A 21,870-nucleotide genomic window follows, 5' to 3' on the forward strand; every position below is an offset into this window, starting at 1 on the left:
AACAGCTGCTTTCGGAAGTCGGCGTGGAGGCGGTGGCTCACGACCGCGTCGTCGGCCAGGCCCGGACGGATGAAGAGGGCGTCGCCGTGCTGGAGATCGGCGAGCACCTGTGGCGGGAGCCACTGGTCGTGCGGATCGACCATGACGGCCAGGGCATCCCGGTCCCCAGAGAGGCGCTGTTCGATGACGAACCGATCCGGTTCTCCGTACGGGCACGCGACTACGTCGATCCGCTCCACTTGGCGATGCTGGCCGACTACCTGGTCGCCACTCGCCGCGTCCTCGCCAGCGACCTGGCCAATGATCTGACGCGCCCGGCCCTCGACAGCATGGTCCGCCTCCTGACACCTGGCGAGCGGGTACGCCTGCTCGACGAGCTCGGCTCGGGCGACGAACGCAGCGGTGTACGTCTCGTGGATCCCGACGCGCTGCGGGACGGCATCATGAGCTACCTTCCGCCGCCCCGCATCGACACTCGCGTCGACTTCGACAATTTCGACCCGGACAAGTTCACCTGGCCCAAGCCGATCTGGGGTCTGTTCCCTTGGGCACTGTCGGACGACCAGTCCTACCGCGACTACCTGCGTGGCGTGTTCGTGCTGTTCGCGCACCAGCAGAAGCTCGAGGTCACGGCTGACCCCACAGCTTTTCCGAACGTCGTGGAGCAGCAGTTGCAGCGCCGCTTCTTCCAGGACTTCCGCACCACCGACGGTACCGAGAGGCCTCTCAACAAGCTGCTGATCCCCATCGTCACGGCGATCCTGACCGCGCCGACGGGGAGCGGATTCGGGTTCGCTGTGCCCGCGGCCAGCATCCCTGCCCAGGGCAGCAGAACCGACCGCGCGTACCTGGATGCGCTTCTCGCGCTGGCACCGGTAAGCGTGGACGAGGTCGCCAACCGATACCGACTCCCACTTCGCGAGCCCGACACCACCGTGACCACGCCGCTGCTTCTGAACGCTCATACGCTCTCGCGAGTCTTGAGCGACACCGCGCAGGGTCCGGTCGAACCGACCGAGAACGTCGTCGATCCGCAGCTGCCCGACGCGCAGGGAAAGCCGATCCTGTGGCCCGAAGTGGTCGGCTCTGCGCCGTTCTTCCTGCGCTTCGACGAGTGGCTCGGGCGGCAGCAGCCCTTCTTCCCGGAAAACCTCTTCGCGCCACGCACCCAAGTCGACGGCGTCGCGCGCGGCCTGTGGCTCGATGACGACCGCAAGAAGTTCCTCCAGTTCCACGAGTCGGTCCCCGCCACACAGTCGATCGAGCCGTACAAGCCCTATTTCGGCTCGATCGGCGAAGTTCACCGGTCAGCGACGTTCCTGCTGAGGTACGGCGCGGCGGACGCGAAGCTCGTCGAACTCGTCCAGGCAATCGACGAAGGCCAGTTCACCACCGCGGCACGTCTGGCCGATGAGGCCGAGCAGCTGCTTGACGACGCGGCTCCCAGCCCGGCCACGGGCGAGAACTGGGAGCCGGAGTTCAGCGCCGGAAACTTCCCGCGCCCGGCCAGCTTCGCCCGCCGACGGGCCGTTGAGGTCGCGACCATCGATGAACTGACCGGTTCACCCAAGACGTTCTTGCCCGACGGCTTCGAGCGGTTCCTTGAGCTGGGCCGGCCGACGGAAGTCTGGGTCGACGTCGTGCACTTCCGGATAGCCCGGGACTTCGCCACCCGGCTGCGCGTCTACCAGCAGCGGTTCCTGCTGCCGATGCTGCGCGCGATGGCCCGCTCCGGAGCAGGCGATATTCCGGGCGCCATAGAAGTCCTGTCGACAGTGACGGGGCTCTACGTCGGCATAGGGATGCTGGGCACGCCGAGCGGGATGGTAAGGCACCCCGATGCTCTAGAGGCCAAGCGAGTGGTGGCCGGCCGGCTGCGCTGGGACGACCCACTGGGCGACCGCCCCTACACGGCGCGACTGATGTATACCAACGACCGCCGTCTGGACGGCCCGTATCCGCTCACGCCGCAAGTGCGCGACTTCCACGACGTGACGAAGCCTGATCCGTCGATCCTGCACCCGCTCGAAGAACATTACGCCCGACTGGTACAGGCCGACGCCCTGCTCGACTGGGGGGAGATGCTGTACCGCACAGACGACCCAGCGAGTCTCGAGCGGGCTCGCGAGCTCTACAAGGCCGTCGTGTTCCTGCACGGCGAGGACCCCGGGACCATGGCTTACAGACCGCCTGACACCGGGTTCTTCCCGTTCGATCCGGTCGAGAACCCGCGCCGACGCAACCAGCTCGACCGTGCCCGGCTCGCGCTGCAGCAACTGGAGGCAGGGCTGAACTTCTACGGCTACAACGACGAGACGGTGCCGACACTGCGCTACCAGACGCTCGTCGGCGCTGCCCAGCGCTGGACGACCGGCGCCAAGTCGGCCCAGAACGACTATCTCGCCTACCTCGGCCGAGTCGAGCAGCTCGACCTGGACCTGCTCGCCGCCCAGGCACAGCAGCGCAAAGCGCAGGCGACTGTCGCGATCGCCGCCGAGCAGGTCGAGGTTGCGAAAGCGGGCGTGGTCGTCGCACAGAAGCTCGTGACCGACGTCGGGAAGCTGATCGAGAAGAAGCAGCAGGAGATCGACGACTCCAAGTCCATCTTCAACCAGTTCAAGGACTACTTCAGCGGTATGAAATCCAGCGTCACCTCCATCGTCGACGTCGGTAAAGACGCTTCGTCGGTCTCGACGTCGCTGGGGGTGACCACCGACGCCGAGATCAAGGCAACGGCCAAGACCGTCGGCAGCGAGGCGTGGACCGGCAGCGGGGTTGCCGGCGGTGTGGCCGTCGTCGGAGGCTTCGCCGCGTTCTCCGTGCTCAGCACGATGACACTGCAGGGCATGGCGAAGGCGGCCACCAAGCGCGAGGACGAGCTGAAGACGCTGAGCAACGAGACGCTGCCCGCCGCCCAGGCCGCGGTGCGTGTGCAGGAGCGGCAGGTGGCCATCGCGAACCTCCAGGCCCAGATCGCCGCCACTGACCTCGCCTACGCCCGCGACCTGGTCGTCTACCAGAACGAACGGTTCCTCAACCGCGACTTCTGGGACGCGCTGGCGGGCGTCGCCCGGCGCTCGCTGCACCGCTACCTCGACCTCGCCGGTCAGGCGGCGTGGTTCGCCGAGCGCGCGCTCGCGTACCAGCTGGCGACACCGCTCAAGGTGATCCGGCTCGGATACTTCGACCCCCGCATGCGCGACATCGGCGGCGTCGACCAGCTGTCCCTCGACCTCGCCGAGCTTGAGGCGGTGCGTCTCGGCTCCGCCCGGCTGAGCCTGCCCCTCACCCGCACCTACTCCCTCGCGCGCGACCTGCCGCTCGCGTTCGGGCAGCTCAAGCAGACCGGCCGCTGCACGTTCACCCTCACCGACGACGACCTCCTGGCCAGCCATCCGGGCACCTACGCACACCGCGTCCGCACGGTCGACGTCCTGGTAGATGCCCCGGGCACCGTCGAGCAACCGCGCGGAATCCTCACCAACCTGGGGTTCTCACTCCTGCGCCGCTCTGCCGGAGCCGAGCGCGTCCCGCTGCTGCGGTTCGCCGACGCCTACCCGATCAGCGAGTTCCGGATCCGACGCGACCTGGAGTTGTACGGCCTGCCCGGCGAGCAGCTGCTTCCGTTCGAGGGCACGGCGTTCACGACGACATGGACGCTGGAACTGCCCTCGGGTGTGAACCCGGTGGGACTCGGCCGCATCACCGACGTACTGCTCACCTTCGACCTGGAAGCGGCCTACGACGCCAGCCGGACCGGCACCCACCTGGCAGCCGCGCCGAGTTCGCGGTCGCTGTTCGTCTCGGCGCTCTCGGTCGACACCGCCGGGCTCTCCGCGATGCGGGTACCCCCACCCACCGCGAAACTGCACTTCGCCCTCGACAAGCTCCCGCTTCCCCACAACGGCAAGGTCACCAACCTCGCCGTACTCATCCCCGGCGTCGACGGCGGGAGGTTCGACGCCAAGCTCCGCATCGGTACCACCACCACAGCGTTCCAGATCGAGAACGGCGTCGCGATGTCCAACCTCGGTGTGCTCAGCGACGGCAACCCCGCCAACGCGCTGCCGCTCAACGCAGCCACCGGCGGCTCCCCCGACCGGGCCATCGATCTCGAGATCAACAAGGGCAACGATGCCGACAGGATTGCTGCCGCGCGGGACGTACTGCTGTGGGTGGAGTACGACGTCGTGGAATAGGGACTGATCATGTAGCTGACGCGGCCGGTGACGCGCCGTCAGCCGGTGGGTGCGGGAGGTCGTCGGCCTGCTGGCCGCCCGCGCCCAGTACTCCGGTCACACCGGTCAGCGCGATGGTCGCGAGGTCGTCGGGCCGCACCCCGGCCATGGCACCGTCGAACGGCCGAAGGGGGCGCGGGTGGCCGCGCACGGCCAGGCGTCGCTCATGACGCGCCGCCCCTGGTGAGCGGGTCCTCGACAGCCGCCGAGGAGAGCGGGATCGGCGTGAACATGGGTGGCTCCTCGTCGGGCGTCAGCGCGGTCGGGCCGTAGACCCAGTCGGTGAAGGAGTAGTCGTACGTGTCCCGGGCCCGCATGATCGCGTTGCGCCGGAGCCGCTCGGCGCCGTCGAGGTGCCACAGCTCGCCCCAGGCGCGCGCCGTCGTCTGGATGCGGCGGCAGTGCTCCACGCGGACGGCCTCGTACGCCACGAGCACGGCGTCCCAGTCGGGCAGGCGGCCCTCGGGGGCGGCCTTGGCCAGGCGGGCGTAGTGCTCGGCGAGGACCCAGCCGTCCTCGATCGCCATGATCGCGCCCTGCGCCATGTACTGGAGCGGCGGGTGTGCGGCGTCGCCGAGCAGGGCGATGCGGCCGTGCACCCATGTCTCGACGGGGTCGCGGTCGAGCATCTGCCACCAGCGGTCGCGCCACATCAGCGGAATGCCCTTGCGCACGGTGTCGCAGGTGGCGTCGAAGGCCGCGTCGAGTTCGTCGGGCGTGCCCCAGTCCTCCTGCCCCGCGAGGGCCTTGGGCGACTCGAAGACGGCGACCTGGTTGAACATCTCGCCGCCGCGCAGCGCGTACTGGACGAAGTGGCAGCGCGGGCCGATGTACACGGTGACGTCCCTTTCCGCGATGCCGTTGTCCCTGACCTGCTCGATCGGGACGGCGGCGCGGTAGGCGACGTAGTCGGAGCTGACGGTCTCGTCGCCGATCAGCTTGCGGCGGGCCACGGAGTGCAGCCCGTCGGCCGCGATCACCAGCGGCGCCTCCTGGGTGGTGCCGTCCTCCAGCCGGACCAGGGCGCCGTCGTCCGTGTGCGCGTAGTCGATGACCGTTTGATCGGTCAGCAGATCGACCCCGGCTCGCCGGCAGGCCCGCAGGAAGATGCCGTGCAGGTCGCTGCGGTGAATGACCATGTACGGGCAGCCGTAGCGCCGTTCGAGGTCGCGCAGGTCCAGGCGGGTCAGCTCCCGGGCGTCGAGGGCGTCCCGCATCACCATGTTCTCCGGGACGACTCCGAGGCTCCTGGCTTCGTCGAGCAGTCCGTACTGGGCGAGGATACGAGTGCAGTTGGGGGCGATCTGCAAGCCCGCTCCCGCCTCGCCGAACTCCTTGGCCCGTTCGAGAACACGGACGCGCACTCCCTGACGGGCCAGGGCGAAGGCGGTGCTGAGGCCGCCGATACCGCCGCCGACCACGAGGACGTCGGGCCGCCCGGCAGGGCTGGATTCAGGGTTCATGATCTGTTCCTTCGGTCGCGGGCGGGCCCCGGTCAGAGCCACGCGTCCAGCGCGGGAAGGGGCGCGCCGTCGGCGGTGAGCGGGCCGGCGTCCCGTCCGGTGAGGTAGGCGGCGATGTCGTGGAGCTCGCCCGTGATCGGGACGGCTTCGCCGTCGCCGGGCAGGTCCCAGGCGGCTCCTACGCCGGGGGCCCGCAGGGTCAGTGCCGGGCCGGGGACCGCAGCGCGCCTGGTGACGACGTCGTCGCAGAGGGCGGTGAGGAAGTCGGCCGGCAGGTCGGCGAAGGTGACGCCGGTCGCCAGGTCGACGGCGTGCACGCACACCTCTCGGGAGCGGAGCCAGGGCACCTCGGTGGCCGGTACGGTCCGGCCCTGCGCGGTGACGACGTGCGTGCGCCACTGCTCTTCGCCGAGCGCGGCCATGCCGTTCTCCAGGGCGTCGGCGGTGCGGCGCAGCCACGCGTTCAGATCGGCGGCGGGCAGGAACCGGCCCTGCTCGATCCCGGCGGCTCGGTCCTCGGGGGAGGGGTACATCGGGGTGCACTCGCCCGTGGCGGCCCAGTGCACCAGACGGGACAGCGCCTCGGCGTTGGCGGCGACGTGTGCCGTCACGTGCGCCCTGCTCCAGCCGGGCAGGAGGCTCGGCGTGGCGAAGGCGTCGTCGTCGAGACCGTCGACGGCTCGGATCATCAGCTCGGTGCCGAAACGGGTCCAGCGGCTGGCGGCGTCGAAGGTACGGGACATCAGACGGTTCCCTCCTTCACGACCCGGTTCTCCAGACGGCCGATGCCGTCGATCTCGGCGACGACGGTCTCGCCGCCGAGGAGGTAGCGCTCGGGCCTGCGGGCGTGGCCGACACCGCCGGGGGTGCCGGTGGCGATGATGTCACCGGGGTTGAGGCGGATGACGGTGGAGACGTACTCGACCAGGGCAACCGGGTCGAAGAGGAGGTCGCCGGTGGAGTCGGCCTGCATCACCTCGCCGTCGACGAGCAGGCGCACGTCCAGCGACGGGCGGACCCCGCCCGGCAGCTCGTCGGGCGTGACGACGTACGGGCCGACGGGCGTGGTGGAGTCCCACGTCTTGCCCTGGAGCCACTCACGGGTGCGGAACTGCCAGTCCCGGCACGTGATGTCGTTCAGTACGGTGAAACCGGCGATGGCCCGCTCGGCATCCTCGCCACGGGCCCGGCGTACCGGGGCGCCGATGACGACAGCGAGTTCGACCTCCCAGTCGAACGCGTCCGTCTCGTCCGGTCGGACGATGTCGTCGCCGGGGCCGATGAGGGAGTCGGCGAACTTTGCGAAGAGGGTGGGGTGTTGCGGCAGATCCCGGCCCATCTCCTGGATGTGGTTACGGTAGTTGAGGCCGACGCACAGCACCTTGGAGGGAGTGGGGACGGCAGGGGCGAAGTCGGCGCCCTCGACCGGGTAGGTGGTCCCGGTCGTCGGGGTCGCCGTCGCGGCGCGCTCGGCCCAGCCGGGCTCGGCGAGGAGGGCGCCCACGTCCGGGGCGCCGAGGTCGACCAGGACGTCGCCGTCGAGCCGTACGGCCCTTGTCGTCCCGTCGGTGCGAATGGTCGCGAGCTTCATCGGGTGGTTCCTTCCACGTGCGTACGGTCGAGCCGGAGGGCCTCGAAGATCGGGGAGTCGCTGAACCGGAAGAGGTCCAGGGCGCCGGATTCCGAGTCGGTGGAGCCGGCCTCGGACCGGAGGGAGAGCGGCTGCCAGGACGGGACGACGAACAGGTCACCGCGCGTGACCGACCAGCTGGTCCCGCCCACCGTGACGGTGCCGGAGCCGTCGAAGACCTGGTAGACAGAGGAGCCCGTCTCGCGTATTGGGGCGGTCTCGGTGCCGCGAGCGATCCGGTGCATCTCGGCGCGGATGGTGGGCAGCACGTCGCCACCGGTCATCGGGTCGGTGAAGCGAACGGCGGCGTGCCCGGGCTCCACGGTGCCCCCGTACCCCTCCGCCTCCAGGGCGAGTTGGTCGTGCAGGGCGCGGTCGGTGTGCTCCCAGCGGTAGGCGAGCAGCGGTGAGCCGGGGCCGGTGTAGCCGGCGGACACCGGGCGGAGACCGGGGTGCCCCCAGAGCCGCTCGGAGCGCGAACGGTCCGGCGTGATCCGCTCGGCGTCGCTGATCGCGTCCCGGCCGAACTCGAAGAACTGGCTCTCAGTGGCGTACTGGAAGGGGATGTCGAGGCCGTCGATCCAGGCCATCGGCTCGGTGGTGGCGTTGTGGTGGGCGTGCATGTTCCAGCCGGCCTGCGGGAGGAAGTCGCCGCGCCGCATGGCCACCGGGTCACGCCCGACGACCGTCCAGACGCCCTCGCCCTCGACGACGAAGCGGAAGGCGTGCTGGGTGTGCCGGTGCTCGGGGGCGTCCTCGCCGGGCATGAGGTACTGGACGGCCGCCCACAGGGTCGGGGTGGCGAACGGCCTCCCGCCCAGGGAGGGATTGGCCAGGGCGATGGCCCGCCGCTCGCCGCCGCGTCCGACGGGGACCAGGTCGCCGGCCTGTGCGGCCAGCGCCCGCAGTCGCTCCCAGCGCCACAGGTGCGGCACGGCGCGCGAGCGTGGATGGGCGGGCATCAGTTCGCCGATCTCGGTCCACAGCGGGACGAGCAGCTCCTGCTCGAATCCCCGGTACAGCTCCTCGAGCGCTGGCGTGACGACGGGTTGCCCCTCCGCGGAGGCGGCCTGGAGGCGGACCGGAGAGCCCGCGGCGGTGTCGGGTGCGAGAGAGGGCTGATGCATGGGGCCAGCGTGCGGCGCGCTCACTGGAAGAACATGTAGATTCTGGAGAGCAGAATCTGGAGCCCGGATCGTGGACAAGCCGCTCAAGACGCCACCGCCCTACCCCATCACCAGCGTGGACCATGCGCTGCGGGCAGCAACCATCCTGCAGATGGAAGGCGGCGCGACCGTGTCGCAGCTGGCCGAGCGGCTCGGTGTCGCCAGGTCGACCGCGCACCGCGTCCTGGCGATGCTGGTCTACCGGGACTTCGCCGTCCAAGGCGAGGACCGCGTCTACCGCGCGGGGCCTGTGCTCGAACTCGCCGCGCACTCCCAGTCCCTCGTGTCGAGGCTGCGCGCGGCGGCCCTTCCCCATCTGCACCGGGCCGTCGATGTTCTGGACGAGACCACGAACCTGATCGTGCGCACGGGGGACACGGCACGCTTCATCGCCAGCGTGGAGTGCCGACAGGCGCTGCGGGTCGGGTCCAGGGAGGGCATGGTGTTCCCGGCGCACCGCACGACGGCGGGGCTGCTCCTGCTCGCGGACCTTTCCGACGAGGAGCTGGAGGAGGTATACGCCGCCGAGCGCTACCGGGACCGGTCGGCCGATCGGCCGGATCTCGTCCGGCTGCGCACCGAACTGAGGCGGCTGCGCCGCAACGGGTTCGCCGTGAACAGGGAGCGGTCCGAGCGCGGTCTCGTCGCCGTCGGCGTGCCGGTGCGGGGCGGGGATGGCGCTGCGCTGGCAGGTCTGTCGGTGTCGATGCCCAGCGTGCGCTACAACCCGCACCGGCTCCAGTCCCTGGTGGCAGCGCTCGAGGTCACGGCGCACGCGGTGGAGAGGGACCTGACCCCGGAGCGGCACTGAGGCACCGTGCTGGGCGTGGACGCCGATCCCGGGGCGCCATGACTCGCATGCCATAGCGCTCGCATCATTGACGTGACGTAAAGCGAGTGTCATTCCTCCACGGAATCGCGCTCGAACCGCCTCGCGCTTCCCCTCCCCACCGCGTACGCGGCGCCGAGCCCCAACCGCCGCGGCTCCCGCACCGCGACGCGTGCCGGCATCGCCGAGGCCGTGCGCCGTGGTGTGCGGGTGACGGTCGGCGTCGTCGACCTGGGCGGCGGCCGGCGCGCTGAGCAGGCCCGAGCCGAGATGCGGGCGAGCTGACGTGTCGGCAGGTATGCGATGCCCCATCGCGTGGGGCGGCGATGGCCGTGGCGCTGTGCGTTTCCGTCGGTTGGCCGATACGACTTCTTACCGATGAAATCCCCCGGCGGCATTCGCTGGATCAGGGGCGGGGCGCCCAGAGGGCGCGTTACTCAGGCAGTTGCATGATTTCGGCTATCCAAGATCTTCCCGATCTCTTTAGTTCGAGATGTCTTATATGTTCCATATAGCGTAGGTGGCCGTACGAGTGACAGAGGAGAGATCACCATGCGCACGATGCGAATCGCTGTCGCCGGAGCAACCGGGAACATCGGGGCCCGCACCGTCGCCGCCCTGGAACAGGCCGGACACGAAGTCGTGCGCATCAGCCGCTCACTCGGCGTGGACCTGACCACCGGCGACGGCCTCGACGCCGCCCTGACCGGCGTCGAGGCCGTCGTGGACGCCACGAGCTACGAGGCAGCCGACCGGGACGACGCGGTGGCGTACTTCGGCACCACCACCCGGAACCTGCTCGCCGCCGAGGAACGGGCCGGCGTCCGCCACCACGTGCTGCTTTCGATCGCCGGCGCCGATCGTATTGAAGGCAACCCGCACTACGCCGGCAAGCGCGAGCAGGAGCGCCTGGTGACCGAGGGCCCCGTGCCGTGGACGATTGTTCCTGCCACGCAGTTCCACGACTTCGCCGCGACGGTGACGAGCTGGACCGAGCAGGACGGCGTCGCCGCGATCGCACCGCTGCTGGTCCAGCCGATCGCGCCCGCGGACGTGGCCGACATCCTCGCCGAGATCGCCACGGGCGAACCGCAGGGGCGCTACCGCGATGTCGCCGGCCCGGAGCCACAAGACCTGGTGGACATGGCCCGGCGCACCAACGACGCGCGCGGACACGCGGTCAAGCTCGTGCCGACGTGGTCATCGCTGCTCGGCCCGGAGATGGCCGGCGACGTACTCCTGCCCGGCGAGGGCGCCCGCATCGCGCCAACCACCTTCGACGAGTGGCTCGCAAAGCAGCAATAGCGTTACCCCCGCCAGCACCCTGCGCTGCTCCGATCGCGGCAGGTGGTAAGGCGGCAGAGTCTGTCGTACTACAACCGCCGATGCTTCACCCTTCCCTTGAGGCCCGGTGCCGCGGGCAGCCGGAATGCCCGGACTTGTCCGGGTGAGGCGTATAGTCGATAACGATCTTGACTCAGCCCTTGTGTGCAGTGTGATCCGTTTTAGCCTCCGGTCATGGGATTTCTTTCAAGCCGCCGCAGACGGGCCCGTTTGGCCCCTGAACTCGACGACCAGGAGCTGGGCAGGCTGCTGAAGTCCCTGGTGGCGACAACCAGGACGGGAAGTATCGCCACCATCGATCTGTGTGCGGCGCAGATCTCCCGGCTCCTGGACCAGGATCCGGGCGACTGGGACCGCCGGACCCACCGCGTCGGCGTTCTGGCGGACTTCCTCGCCGGAACACATCTGCCGAGATCCTGGGCTGCGCGCGAGCCCCGCAATGCGAACGCACTGGTGCTGGATGCCTGGACCCAGGTCGTGCAGGCCCGGGCCCAGGACGGTCCGGGCGACGCGTCTGACGCCGTAGAGAGCTGTCTGCGCGCCGCCGAACTCGCGCCGGAGGATCCCACTCCCTGGGTGGTACTGCTCGGAGCGGCGCGCTGCGAACGCTGGAAGCAGCCCCAGGTGTTCGGGGTGTGGAACGAGGTGCTCGCGCGTGACCGCTGGAACCGCGAGGCGTATACCAGCATGCTGGCCTACCTCTCTCCGGAAGAAGCAGGATCCCGGTTGCAGGTCCTGGAGTTCGTGGACGCCCTGGGTGCCCGCATGCCCGCCAACGCACCTTGCGTGGCCACCGAACTCACCGCCCAGGTCTTCCAGTACCACGCCATCCTCGGCCGGGGCGGATACGAAGCACTGGTGGCGCGCAACCACTGGTCCCAGGGGATCGCCGCGCAGGCGCTCGACCGTGTGGTGCACACCTGGGGGCAGCCGGGATTCCTCCGTCACGCCAAGGCTCTTGCCGACTTGAACCTCCTCGCCTACGCGCTGATGGCCGGTGACCGGCGCGCTGAGGCCCGTGCGGTGTTCGAGGCGGTCGGCGGCATCGTCACCGCCTGGCCCTGGCAGATCGGTGGCGACCCTCTCATGGAGTTCGAACAGGCGCAGCGCAGAGCCGCTGTCGGTCTGTGAGCGGACGGCGGGGGTACGCGGTGCGGACCACAACGCCCCGCACCCGCCGTTTCTGCCCGGCTGCCTCTGGCTGTGAACACCGAAGCCGAACGCGCCGAGATGCATCGGGCTGCCAAGGTCGTTCGCCGGATGGGGCAGAACTTCCACCGCATGCCGCGCATCCGCCAGCCCCTGCCCGACCCCCGGCCGGAGCGACCCGCATGACCGCACCCGGCACCACCGTCGCGGCGATGATCGAGGGCAGCCGGGCCGACACCGGTTCGCGTCGTCAGCGCGTGCTCGCGGCGTTGGCCGACGCTGCGAAGAGTGGCTCCGAGGCCAGCGTCACCGCGATCGCGCGCCGCGCCGGCGTCGACCGCACCTTCCTCCATCGCCACCGCGACCTACTCGGTCAGGTCCACGCCCAGGAGGCCGAGCCGACCGCCCTCCCCGGCGGCCGTGGTCCGGCCGTCAGCCGGGCCCCCCTCCAGGCCGACCTGCCGGCGGCCGATGCCCGCACGCTCGCCTCGCCGGCCAGGTCAGGCGCCTCGAAGCATGGGTCAGCGAAGTGTTGGGCGACCATGTCCGCCGCGAGTCCGGCATCGGCGGTCCCGGGGACGGCGAACAGCTCAGGGCGCGGATCACCACCCTCGAACAGCAGGTCGTCGACTTGGTCGACTTGGAACTCAAGCTCCTCGTCGTCCGGACCGCACAGTGCGGGAGCGGCAGCGTGCCCTTCTCGACCCCGACGGCGCGAAGACGACGACCCTCCGGACGGTGTGGGAGCGCGCTGTGCGGGCCGCGGTGGGGGTAAAATATTCATCGGGTGATGAATTACTGCTCTCGCGAAGGGCAGAGGGTGCAATGGAACAGACCACGTGCTGCGTAGTTGGGGGCGGCCCCGCGGGCATGGTGCTCGCCCTGCTGTTGGCCCGGGCCGGCATCGCGGTGACGGTGCTGGAAAAGCACGCAGACTTCCTGCGCGACTTCCGCGGCGACACCGTCCATCCCTCCACCCTGGCGCTGCTGGACGACCTGGGGCTGGCCGAGCGCTTCGCCCGGCTGCCGCAGCGTCGCGTACGCACCGTCCAGCTACCGGTCGGAGCCGGACGCTCGGCGGTCACGGTCGCGGACCTCACGGTGCTGCACGGTCCCTACAACTACGTGGCCATGGTGCCCCAGTGGGACCTGCTGGACCTGCTCGCGGACGAGGCACGGCGCGAGCCGTCCTTCCATCTGCGGATGAGTACGGAAGCAACCTCCTTCCTGACCGAATCCGGACGCGTCACCGGGGTGCGCTACCGCACCGCCGACGGCGGCACCGGCGAATTGCGCGCTGTTCTCACCGTCGCGTGCGACGGCCGCGGATCATTGGCCCGTTCCCGCCCGGAACTGGGACTGCGCCGCTTCACCTGCCCCATGGACGTCTGGTGGTTCCGTCTGCCACGACACGAAGACGATCCTTGCGGACTCTTCGGCGCCGCCGGCGACCGCTTCCTGACCGCGATGATCGACCGCGGCGATTACTGGCAGTGCGCCGCACTCATCCCCAAGGGCACCGATACGCAGCGCCGCGCCGCCGGCCTCGACCGCTTCCTGGCCGACTTCACCGAGGCCGCCCCCTTTGTCGTCGGCCGCACGCACGCCCTGCGCTCCTGGGACGACGTCAAGCTTCTCGACGTACGCCTGGACCGCCTGCGCCGCTGGCATCGCCCGGGTCTGCTGTGCATCGGCGACGCCGCGCACGCCATGTCGCCCGTGTTCGGCATCGGCATCAACCTCGCGGTCCAGGACGCCGTGGCCGCCGCCCGTTACCTCACCGGGCCGTTGCGCTGCGGCATCGCGCGCCCGCGCGACGTTCGCCGTGTGCAGCGCCGCCGGCGACCCACCACGGTCGCCACACAGAGGCTCCAGCGGATGGCCCACGCCCGCTTCATCGCTCCTGTGCTGCAGGGCCGGCCGCCCCTCGGAAGCGCGGAGAGGGCCCAGCGTGTCGCACGCCTGTTCACCGGGTCGCGATGGATACGACGCCTCCCCGCGTACTTCATCGGATACGGCGCCCTTCGAGAACGTCCCCCCGAAGCGGCCGTCCGAAGAGCCCCGCGCACACCACACGCATGCGGACACTGACCCACTGACCGGCCACCCCCGAAGCCCCTCAGTCAGACCGGTACTCGATGGCCAGGCAGCCGGGAGCAGTCCGTTACGGTGACGGTGACCTGGCTGCCCGGGGCGGCGACCACCCACGCCGTGCCCGATGTCCTGCGCACGATTCTCGCCCCGCCGTCGGCCGTGATACGCCACGTGCCCGGGGGCAGGGACAGCTCGGTCACCCCGGAGCCGTGGGGTGCCGCGCTGTACGCCAGCCGGTACACGCCGTCCGTTGCGTTGTAAGAGGCGGATCGGATCGTGCCGGTAACCGTCTCCGCGTACGGTTCCGCGGTCAGCTCCTTGTTGCTACGGAAAGCGCCGCTGTCGTCGACCGCGCAGTACCCGCCGCCGTAGCACCATTCATAGCCGGCCCAGCCGGAGGTGTAGCGGCCCAGGGAGGTCATCGCCTCGCGGTAGAAGCGGTTCATGTTCGGCAGGGAGCTGTTGGGCGGGCCCCATTCGCCCACCACAATCGGGACTTTGTACTCCTTCGGGTACTTGGTGACGGCCTGCTCGTACGTCTCGATCCAGCCGGCACCGGGATCGTAGTCGGCGCCCGCCTCCATGGCGGTGTTGTAGAAGTGCGGCGCGTACACGACCTTCGGATCATCGATGCGTCCGAGGCCGGTCGGTACGCCCTCGCCCACGATCGGGGTGGGTTCGACGAAGACCCAGGCATCCCGGTCGGCCGAACGGACCGAGTCGGCAAGGCGGTTGTACATGGGGGTCAGCTGATCGCGTTCGATCCGGCGGGCGGCAGCCGGCAGGTCTTCCCCCTCGTGCAGCTCGCCCATCGGCTCGTTCATCAGGTCGTAGCCGACAACCGCCGGGTGGTGGGCGAAGCGGCCGGCGAGTGCCCGCCACATCCGGGCCTGGGCGCGCTGAAGATCGTCGTCCTCGTAGAGATGAGTGAAAGCGCGCTGGACGGCAGGCTCGAAGTACTCGGCGAACCAGTCGTCCGGATGCGGTGTGAACGCCAGTCCGTCCGTTCTGGTCGCCCACTCGGGTACGCCACGGTGGCCGAAAGCGGGTCCGAAGACGTCTTGGTGGGCATCGATCAGCACCTTCACGTCGTGCCGCGCGGCCCAGTCCAGGATGTGTCCGATCTTCCGCAGGTACGCCTGGCTGTACTGGCCGGGCCGCGGTTCCAGGTCGTCCCAGAAGACCAGCAGCCGGGCGAAGTTGAAGCCCTGGGACCGCATGTCGCGGAAGTCGCGTTCGGTGATGGACGACAGGGCCTGGTCGCCTCGGTGTGCCTTGTCCTCAATGTTCCAGCCGCGCAGGGTCAGGACACGCCCCTGGCGGTCCGTCAGCCGGGGTATGTCCTGCTGGGATTGCCGGGCGTATGCGCTCGTGGGGGCAAGCAGCGCGACGACAACCGCGCTCGCCGTCAAAGTCGCTGGCCGCACAGGAACCTCCGGGCTGTGGGTGTTCTTGGTGCCAGGCATCCCACCAGCGCCCGGACTGTGCTTCAAGGACCTGTCCCGGCCGTTTTGCCGACCCGCCCGCGGGAAGACGGCAGCATCCCGGCTTTCCCCATTGCCCTACCGAACGTGGTCCGAACTCCGGGAGGCTGAGGCGGTACAGGTCCGGACCCGGGTCAGGGGGACTGGGGCGGTCTGACCCACCCGAGGGACCGTTCGACGGCCCGCTGCCAGTTGTCGTACTCCGACTTCCGTAGCTCGGGGTCCATGCCGGGCAGCCATTGAGCTGCGCGGTGCCAGTTGCGGCGCAGCACTTCCAGGTCCGGCCAGTAGCCGGCGGCGAGCCCTGCCGCATAGGCGGCGCCGAGGGAGACCGTCTCGGCGACCATGGGCCGCACCACGGGCACGTCGAGCACGTCGGCCACGAACTGCATGAGCAGGTTGTCCGCGGTCATGCCCCCGTCCACCTTGAGCTGCTGGAGGGAGACCGAGAAGTCGGCGTTCATGGCGTCGACGACCTCTCGTGTCTGCCATCCGGTGGCCTCCAGGACGGCACGCGCCAGGTGTCCCTTGGTGATGTAGGAGGTGAGGCCGACGATGACCCCGCGTGCGTCGCTGCGCCAGCGGGGTGCGAACAGACCTGAGAAGGCGGGGACGATGTAGCAGCCGCCATTGTCCTCGACGGTCCGCGCGAGGGTCTCGATCTCCGGGGCGCTGCTGATCAGTCCCAGGCGGTCACGGAACCACTGGACGAGTGCGCCGGTGACGGCTATCGACCCTTCCAGGGCGTAGACCGGCTGCTGGTCCCCGATCTTGTAGGCGACCGTCGTCAGCAATCCGTGCCGGGACCGCACGAGGTCGCGACCGGTGTTGAGCAGCAGGAAGCTGCCCGTTCCGTACGTGCACTTCGCCTCGCCCGGGGAGAAGCAGGTCTGACCGAAGAGGGCTGCCTGCTGGTCGCCGAGGGCGGCCGTGAGAGCGACGCCCGGGAGCAGCGTGCGGGCGTCGCCGTACGTCTCGGCGGAAGACCTGATCTCGGGCAGCATCGAGGGGGGCACCCCGAAGAAGGCCAGCAGCTCCTCGTCCCAGGTGAGCGTGCGGATGTTCATCAGCATCGTGCGGCTGGCGTTGGTGACGTCGGTGATGTGCAGGCCGCCGTCGGCGCCTCCGGTGAGGTTCCAGATCAGCCAGCTCTCCATCGTTCCGAACAGCACCTCGCCGTCCTTCGCGCGCTGCTCGAGACCCTTGACGTGGTCGAAGAGCCAGCGGATCCGCAGCGCTGAGAAGTAGGTCGAGGGTGGCAGACCGCACCGTTCCAGGAAGAACTCCTCTCCGGGGTGCTGTCTGAGGTCCTCGACGATTGGCGCTGTGCGGGTGTCCTGCCAGACGATTGCCCGGCCCAGTGGGGCGCCGGTCCGCCGATCCCAGAGCACCGTCGTCTCGCGCTGGTTGGCCAGGCCGGCGGCGGCGACCTGGCCCGTGTCGGCACCTATGTCGGACAGGGCCTCGGGCGCGACACGTTGCAGGCTGTGCCATATCTCCACGGCGTCGTGCTCGACCCATCCAGGCCTGGGGAAGTGCTGCTGGTGCTCCTTCTGCGCGACCGACACCAGCCGTCCACGGTGGTCGAACAGAATGCATCGGGTCGAGTTGGTGCCCTGATCGATGGACATTACGTACCGTTCAGCCATGATCGGGTCTGCCTTCCGACGGATCGAGGGGCCGCTGTCGTGGCCTACCAGCGGGTGGCCCCAAGGTCTCTGGAGATCGCCCGCGCGGCCTCACGGATCAGGGTGATCAGATTCGGGCGGGGGCGGCCCTGGCTGTCGCAGATCCGTTCGACCGGCCCGGACAGCCCGATGGCGCCGACGACGAGACCGCCGTGCCCTCGGATCGGCGCGGCGATCCCGGCCTCACCCATGCTCATTTCCTGTATCTCGGCGGCCCAGCCGAGTTCACGAACCTCGGCGAGCGCCCGGGCGAGCTGCTCGGGATCGACCAGGGTGTGCCGGGTGTACCCCTCCCGCCCCGACTCCTGGGCCGACTCGAGCGTCGCGGCCCCGAAGGCCAGCAGTACCTTGCCGAGCGAGGAGGCGTGCAGGGGCAGCAGCGCGCCCACGTCCAGGGTCTGGAAGGTGTCGTCCGGCCGGAACACGTGATGGACGACGAGCACGCTGCCCTCCAGGGGGGTCCCCAGGCGTACCGCCTCCCCGCTGCGGGCGGCCAGGGCATCGGCCCAGTTGAGCGAGCGCGAGCGCAGCTCGTTGACGTCCAGGTAGCTGGTGCCGAGGTGCAGGAGGGCGGCCCCGAGCTGGTATTTTCCGGTCGCCGCGTCCTGCTCCACGAAGTCCACGTGCTGGAGCGTGCGGAGAATGCCGTGGGCGGTGCCCTTCGCCAGCCCGAGCGAGGCCGCCACCTCGCCGAGCCCGAGTCGGCGGGGTCCACCGGCGAGCAGGCGCAGAATCGCTGCTGCCCGTTCGATCGACTGGACTGGGCCGGCCATGTAGCGAGCCTATTACCGCCACGGACGCTTCGCTGCGCGGGCGGACGGCCGCTCCGGGGCCGCCCAGGAAGATCCGCGTTCGGTAATGCCGACCGCCATTCATTGACCTGCCCGATTTGTCTCCATAGGTTGCTTCGGAGCCCGGAACGCGCCGGGACACGGCGCCGGACCGGCACACACCACCGGGAGAGAAGATGGCGGCACAGGTCAACACGCTGCTTCGGGCGGCATGCGAACACGTGTGTCCGATTCTGCCTGTCGCCGGAGCGGTCTCGGCGGTACGCCGAAGTGCGGCGGCGGTTCTCGCGGACTGGAACGTGTCTGCGGAGATCGTCGAGGACTCGCTGCTCGTGGTGTCGGAGCTTGTCACCAACGCGGTCATTCACGCCCGGCCCCCGGCCGACCTACGGCTGTCGTGGGTGCGGGGCGACGGTGCTTCCACTCTGCGGATCGAGGTCACCGACGCGGGCCCCGCGGTTCCGGCGGCGCAGTCCGTCCTCGGGACCGACCCTGACGAGCACGGCCGTGGCGAGATGATCGTCCACGCCCTGGCGACTCGTCATGGCATACGCGTCCATCCGGGCAGGGTCACCCGCTGGGTCGAACTCGTCGCGGTCTGAGACGTAACCGCTGACCGGGGCAGCTCGGAGACCGGCTCGTCCGCAGTCTGCTTGCGGAGCAGGAGCAGGGCAGCGTCATCGTGCAGGCGGCCGCCCACATGGGCCAGCAGCTCGTCGTGGAGCGCGCTGAGCGTGCGTGCGGGCTCGTCGCAGAGATGGCGGGCCACCCCTTCGGCCAGCGGGTAGAACTCGCGCGCGTGATCGCGGGCCTCGGTGACCCCGTCGGTGTAGAGCAGCAGCTGATCGCCCACCGCGAAGGGCAGCCGCATGAGGCAGGGCGCCTGGTCCGACAGGGCGCGCAGCCCGAGCGGTGGCGCGGGGTGGGTGGGCTCCACCGGTGTGACGTCTCCGGATGCGGAGAGCAGCAGCGGCGGCGCGTGTCCGCAGTTGACCACTTCCAGGTGTCCCGCCCTCGCGTACCCGGCGACCACCGCGGTGACGAAGTCGTCGGGGCCGAGGTTGCGCGCCAGGCTCTGCTCGATCCTGGCGACCACGGCGAGCAGGTCGGGCTCGTCGTAGGCCGCCTCGCGGAAGACCCCGAGCACGAGCGCGGCGGTTCCCACGGCGGGCAGCCCCTTGCCGCGCACGTCGCCGACGATCAGCCTGACCCCGTGCGGAGTGCGCACCAGGGCGTAGAGGTCCCCGCCGATCCGTGCCTCCGCTGTCGCGGCGCTGTAGCGCACGGCCACCCGGAATGGGCCGACGGTCTCAGGGACTGGCTGGAGCAGCGCGTGCTGGGCGGCCTCCGCGACGGAGCGGACGGCCGCGAGGACCCGTTCCCGACGGCCACGCAGCGCGCTGGCCAGGACACTCGCCGCGGTGACGGCCAGCAGGGCGGACATCAGGGCCGCCAGCTCGCGACCGGGAACCCCGTGCCCGGTGCCCAGCAGTGCCCCGAGTGCCGCGGCCAGGAGACCGACGCAGACCACACCGCGCGGCCCATTGGTGGTGGCGGCCAGCGCGGGTCCGGCCGCCAGCAGCGGCAGCCAGACCATCCCCGCCCCTCCCACGACGTCGACCAGCACGACGACGGCGACGACCAGAACCGGCAGCACGGGCATTCCGGCAGCCAGCTGCCCGGACGCACGCCGGTGGACCGATGCCCAGGCATCGGCCACATGGTTCCTGGACAGCCGCATCGGCGCGTGGCCGCCGCCATGGTGTCGGGCCTGGCTCATGTTCGTCCGCAGTCCTTGCCTTTACGGGATGTTCGTCTGGAATGTCCGTTTCATAAAGCAAACGGGCTGGGCGTGGGGGGTCACAAGGAGCGGATTTTCAGATAGTGAGCGAGAGGCCTCTGGTGACACGGCTCGCGATCGGGAGCAGTCGTGCCCGGATCTCCTGGAGCTGGGCCTTCCGCTCCACCGGCAGGGACACGCCGAGCGAGCCGAGCGTGTCCCCGCAGTGCACGGGCACGGCGACGCACACCGTGCCGAGCGCGTACTCCTCGAGGTCCGTGCAGGCCGGTGCCCAGGGGGAGGACTCGATCCTGCGGAGCAACTCCGGAAGACTGGTGATCGTCCGCGGCGTGAGGTCGGCGAGGTGGTGCCTGGACAGATAGTCCCGGCGGGCGTCCTCGTCCAGTTCTCGCAGTACGGACTTGCCCAGCGCTGTGGCGTGTCCGGCGTCTTCGAACCCCACCCAGAGATCCACCCGAGGCGTACGGGGGCCATCGACGATCTCGGCAACCCTGATCTCGCCCTCCTCGTAGAACGTGAGGTAGGCGGCCGTGGCCAGCTCGTCCCGCAGGGCGGCGAGCGTCGGGCGGACGCGGCTGAGCAGCGACTGCGCGCGGCTCGCCCCTTGCAAGGAGCCCAGTTTGTCGCCCAGGACGAAGCCGCCGTCGCCCAGCTTCCGCACGTATCCGTCGTGGACCAGGGTGCGCAGCAGATGGTAGGCGGTGGCCAGGGGCAGCTCCGTCTCGCGTGCCAGCTGTTTCGCCGGCGCGCCGTTCTCGTGCGCGCTCACTGCCTCCAGCAGACGCAAGGCTCGCTGCACGGACGTGATGAGCGTCGGGCCGTCCTGAGCGCCCATAGGACCAGACTGCGCCGGGCGCCCCGGCACAGGCAAGACAGCAATCACCGCGAGGGTGGGGAGGGCGAGGCGCTCGGGGTCCGAGCGGTCGCGGAAGGCGGGGACGATGCGGGCGAGGTCGGTTTCGTGGGACGCCGACAGTTCGGCGAAGTCCCGGCGCAGCCGCGGTTCCGGAACGCGCGAGCGGCCGGTGCAGCGGTCGTGGAAGGGGGCGCCGGGCCGGGCGAGATCCGGGTGCGTGGCTTTCCGGTCGCAGGAGGTGCACAGGCTGACGATCGCCTCGGCGTCGGCGTCGATCGCTGCCGCGAAGTCCGTACGGCGGTCCACGGGCAGCAGTCCCGTCGGGAGCCGTCAGTGCCGTACGCACCTATGGTGCGCGAGGAGGGGTGCCGCCGGGGTGCGCGATGCCGTCGGCACGCAGGAACGACCTGATCGCCGGGCAAGCGAGCGATACTCGGCCAATCAGGCACGGCAGGCCGTCCGCCAGGGGCTGAGCTGGGGGAGTTCGGTGATGCGTGATCCCGCCTGGCGGGTCGGCCACCACTTGTTCTCGGCCCTCTGTCCTGGACGGGCGGGTGGATCACGTCGTGCGGGCGCTGGGGCGCGGGGCGGGTGTCGAAGACGCAGGCCACGGTCGCCATTCGCTTGAGGTTCGGCTTCTGGCCCGGCGTGAGCCGACCGCGATGGCCGCCGGCTGCTCTCGCGGCGGCCCGGCGGATGGCCTCCACCAGGGCCTCGGGCCGCATGACCACGCCCCTGCCGGACGGAGCCCGCGCAGCGTGCACGGCTGCTGGAGCGTCTGGCGGAACGCGAGGGTTCGAGGTAGCCGGATGGGGGGTTTCGGTACGAGATCGGGACGTTGCCGCCATATCCCTGGGGTGGACCTCTCGGTCAAACGGTGGCTAATTATGAGCAGCCCCTCGACGTCATGACTCACGACGGTGGTGACGGGGGCGATGTTCAGTGACGGCCATCGAGGACCAGTGGGGGGATTGCGCGTGATGAGCGACGGCAGACGGGAGCCGGGCGTGCCGCGTCCGGAGAGCGACGCGACGGCAGGTACGCATGCGGAGGCCGCGGATCCGTCCGAGGCCGCCCGCCCCGGCGGCGAGAACACGACGGTCGGATCCCACGACGTGCCCGCCGCCCCGGACGGCGGTTTCACCGACCCGGCCCCGGACCCGACCGCCATCACCGTCCAGGGCAGCCGCCCGACGGGTCAGGATTCGTCGCGGGCGATCGGGCCGAAGCAGGATGATCCTCGGGCGATCGGGCCGAAGCAGGATGATCCTCGGGCGATCGGGCCGAAGCAGGATGATCCTCGGGCGATCGGGCCGAAGCAGGATGATCCTCGGGCG

Annotated in this window: 16 protein-coding genes and 1 pseudogene; 8 read left to right on the forward strand and 9 right to left on the reverse strand. The window is 70.0% G+C overall.

Going from position 1 to position 21,870, the window contains the following annotated elements; genetic code table 11:
* Positions 1-32 precede the first annotated feature (32 nt).
* The gene (locus ACWD3E_RS27635) at positions 33-4,199 is read left to right on the forward strand and encodes a Tc toxin subunit A-related protein (protein WP_451390270.1); all 4,167 of its coding nucleotides are present in this window, start codon (positions 33-35) and stop codon (positions 4,197-4,199) included.
* A 49-nt stretch (positions 4,200-4,248) separates the two neighbouring features.
* Positions 4,249-4,425: a hypothetical protein gene (locus ACWD3E_RS27640; protein ID WP_451390271.1), complete on the forward strand. Its 177-nt coding sequence runs from the start codon at positions 4,249-4,251 to the stop codon at positions 4,423-4,425.
* On the opposite strand, the gene ACWD3E_RS27645 is transcribed toward ACWD3E_RS27640, so the two are convergent.
* Genes ACWD3E_RS27645 through ACWD3E_RS27660 form a run of 4 tightly spaced genes read right to left on the reverse strand, consistent with a single transcriptional unit; the run spans position 4,403 to position 8,458 of the window.
* Positions 4,403-5,701, reverse strand: coding sequence for an FAD-dependent oxidoreductase (locus ACWD3E_RS27645; RefSeq protein WP_451390272.1), 1,299 nt, complete (start codon positions 5,699-5,701; stop codon positions 4,403-4,405). The two genes, ACWD3E_RS27640 and ACWD3E_RS27645, sit on opposite strands and share 23 nt — an antisense overlap.
* Positions 5,702-5,733: 32 nt before the next feature.
* On the reverse strand, positions 5,734-6,444 hold the full coding sequence (locus ACWD3E_RS27650) for a maleylpyruvate isomerase family mycothiol-dependent enzyme (protein ID WP_451390273.1): 711 nt from the start codon (positions 6,442-6,444) through the stop codon (positions 5,734-5,736).
* The gene (locus tag ACWD3E_RS27655; RefSeq protein ID WP_451390274.1) at positions 6,444-7,292 is read right to left on the reverse strand and encodes a fumarylacetoacetate hydrolase family protein; all 849 of its coding nucleotides are present in this window, start codon (positions 7,290-7,292) and stop codon (positions 6,444-6,446) included. Before ACWD3E_RS27655 ends, ACWD3E_RS27650 begins: the two co-directional genes overlap by 1 nt.
* The gene (locus tag ACWD3E_RS27660) at positions 7,289-8,458 is read right to left on the reverse strand and encodes a cupin domain-containing protein (protein ID WP_451390275.1); all 1,170 of its coding nucleotides are present in this window, start codon (positions 8,456-8,458) and stop codon (positions 7,289-7,291) included. The genes ACWD3E_RS27655 and ACWD3E_RS27660 overlap by 4 nt, the downstream gene beginning before the upstream one ends.
* A gap of 70 nt (positions 8,459-8,528) precedes the next feature.
* On the opposite strand from ACWD3E_RS27660, the gene ACWD3E_RS27665 reads away from it, so the two are divergent.
* From ACWD3E_RS27665 to ACWD3E_RS27680, 4 genes are all read left to right on the forward strand, one after another.
* Entirely contained in the window at positions 8,529-9,308 is a 780-nt protein-coding gene (locus tag ACWD3E_RS27665; RefSeq protein ID WP_451390276.1) for an IclR family transcriptional regulator, read from the forward strand.
* A 570-nt stretch (positions 9,309-9,878) separates the two neighbouring features.
* A complete protein-coding gene (locus ACWD3E_RS27670) occupies positions 9,879-10,631 on the forward strand; it encodes an SDR family oxidoreductase (RefSeq protein WP_451390277.1) in 753 nt (250 codons plus the stop codon).
* Between the two features lie 213 nt (positions 10,632-10,844).
* On the forward strand, positions 10,845-11,801 hold the full coding sequence (locus ACWD3E_RS27675) for a hypothetical protein (RefSeq protein ID WP_451390278.1): 957 nt from the start codon (positions 10,845-10,847) through the stop codon (positions 11,799-11,801).
* Positions 11,802-12,644: 843 nt separating this feature from the next.
* Positions 12,645-13,910, forward strand: a complete 1,266-nt coding sequence (locus tag ACWD3E_RS27680; RefSeq protein WP_451390279.1) for an FAD-dependent oxidoreductase — start codon at positions 12,645-12,647, stop codon at positions 13,908-13,910.
* Positions 13,911-13,942: 32 nt separating this feature from the next.
* Here the strand turns inward: ACWD3E_RS27680 and ACWD3E_RS27685 are convergent, their stop codons facing one another.
* From ACWD3E_RS27685 to ACWD3E_RS27695, 3 genes are all read right to left on the reverse strand, one after another.
* Positions 13,943-15,379 (reverse strand): cellulase family glycosylhydrolase, encoded by a 1,437-nt coding sequence (locus ACWD3E_RS27685; RefSeq protein ID WP_451390280.1) that lies wholly within the window; start codon positions 15,377-15,379, stop codon positions 13,943-13,945.
* Positions 15,380-15,531: 152 nt separating this feature from the next.
* Positions 15,532-17,046: a glycerol kinase GlpK gene (glpK, locus tag ACWD3E_RS27690; protein ID WP_451390281.1), complete on the reverse strand. Its 1,515-nt coding sequence runs from the start codon at positions 17,044-17,046 to the stop codon at positions 15,532-15,534.
* Positions 17,047-17,090: 44 nt separating this feature from the next.
* Positions 17,091-17,858, reverse strand: coding sequence for an IclR family transcriptional regulator (locus ACWD3E_RS27695; protein ID WP_451390282.1), 768 nt, complete (start codon positions 17,856-17,858; stop codon positions 17,091-17,093).
* 317 nt (positions 17,859-18,175) lie between these two features.
* Here ACWD3E_RS27695 and ACWD3E_RS27700 point away from each other — a divergent pair, with 317 nt between their 5' ends.
* Complete coding sequence (locus tag ACWD3E_RS27700) at positions 18,176-18,478, forward strand: ATP-binding protein (protein WP_451390283.1); 303 nt, start codon at positions 18,176-18,178, stop codon at positions 18,476-18,478.
* On the opposite strand, the gene ACWD3E_RS27705 is transcribed toward ACWD3E_RS27700, so the two are convergent.
* Both ACWD3E_RS27705 and ACWD3E_RS27710 read right to left on the reverse strand, forming a co-directional pair.
* Positions 18,418-19,656, reverse strand: coding sequence for a PP2C family protein-serine/threonine phosphatase (locus ACWD3E_RS27705; RefSeq protein WP_451390284.1), 1,239 nt, complete (start codon positions 19,654-19,656; stop codon positions 18,418-18,420). The genes ACWD3E_RS27700 and ACWD3E_RS27705 overlap by 61 nt on opposite strands.
* A gap of 97 nt (positions 19,657-19,753) precedes the next feature.
* Positions 19,754-20,512 (reverse strand): IclR family transcriptional regulator, encoded by a 759-nt coding sequence (locus tag ACWD3E_RS27710; RefSeq protein ID WP_451390371.1) that lies wholly within the window; start codon positions 20,510-20,512, stop codon positions 19,754-19,756.
* 998 nt (positions 20,513-21,510) lie between these two features.
* Here ACWD3E_RS27710 and ACWD3E_RS27715 point away from each other — a divergent pair.
* Positions 21,511-21,870 (forward strand): annotated as a pseudogene (locus ACWD3E_RS27715) (hypothetical protein); the annotation flags it as partial.

It is taken from the genome of Streptomyces sp. NPDC002676 (assembly GCF_053592455.1).